General features: G+C 49.7%; 1 protein-coding gene. It reads right to left on the bottom strand.

All coding sequences use genetic code 11. The annotated features are described in order from the left end of the window. On the bottom strand, nucleotides 1-1,126 hold a 1,126-nt coding region (locus A3750_RS21630; RefSeq protein WP_068548808.1), incomplete at both ends, for a sigma-54 dependent transcriptional regulator.

Here is a 1,126-nt window from a genome sequence, read left to right on the forward strand (position 1 = left end):
TGAGGGCTATCCTCCCCTTCGCTTCGCTGATGCGCAGCCGGTTCCGTTTCTACAAACAAAACTTCGTCAGCATCAGGTCGAACCGTCAAAGAATTGTCAGATACGGTGCTCTCAGGCATTTCCAGTATGAGATCCGACGACTCGATGACACTTCCTTCTGCAAGAATTAAGGAACGCTGAATCGCATTATCGAGCTCTCGTACATTTCCCGGCCAAGGGTAATTCACCAAGTGTTGTTTACTCTGAGTATCTAGCGTCATAGCTCCGCGACGCATCTTGGTTGCGTGCACCTGAAGTAAGCGCTCCGCGATTGGCAAAATATCATCGCGTCTTTCGCGCAGAGGTTTCCACGCCATTGGAAAAACGCTAAGGCGGTAAAACAAATCTTCTCGAAACTTGCCTGCGTCCACATACGATTTGAGCGCTCGGTTGGTTGTAGCTAAAACCCTGACATCAAGCTTGATTGGCTTCTTACCTCCAACACGCTCAACCTCTCGCTCCTGCAATACGCGCAATAGCTTTGCCTGCAAGCCGAGATCCATTTCTGAAACCTCGTCGAGTAGCAAGGTACCCCCATTTGCCTGCTCAAACTTGCCGGGAGAGCTGTTATATGCGCCCGTAAACGCGCCCTTTTCATGACCAAACAACATGGCTTCCAACATATTTTCAGGAATGGCAGCACAGTTGATCGCAACAAATGGCTTGTTTTTTCTTGGAGAATGGCGGTGAATGTAACGCGCCAAAACCTCTTTACCGGTCCCACTTTCACCAGAGATCATGACGGTGGATTCAGTCTTAGCGACTTTACGCGCCACCTTGAAAAATTCTTTGGTGAAGGCCGAGCTCGCAACCGGCTCGTCGCTAATCTCGGTATTCTGATTTCCACCGACAATGCGTTCGATCGACTCAATAAGTGTTTGCGGCTCAAACGGCTTAACCAGATAGTCATCCGCCCCGGCCTGCATTGCATCTACCGCATCCTTAATTTGTCCAAATGCCGTTATCAGCATCATTGGCAAGCCTGGCACCTTAGACTTCACCTGAGCCAGCAGCTCATGGCCACTCATACCCGGCATATTGACATCGCTGACAACAATGTCGAAGTTACGTTTCTCTAGCGCAACTA

The organism is Oleiphilus sp. HI0079 (assembly GCF_001635105.1).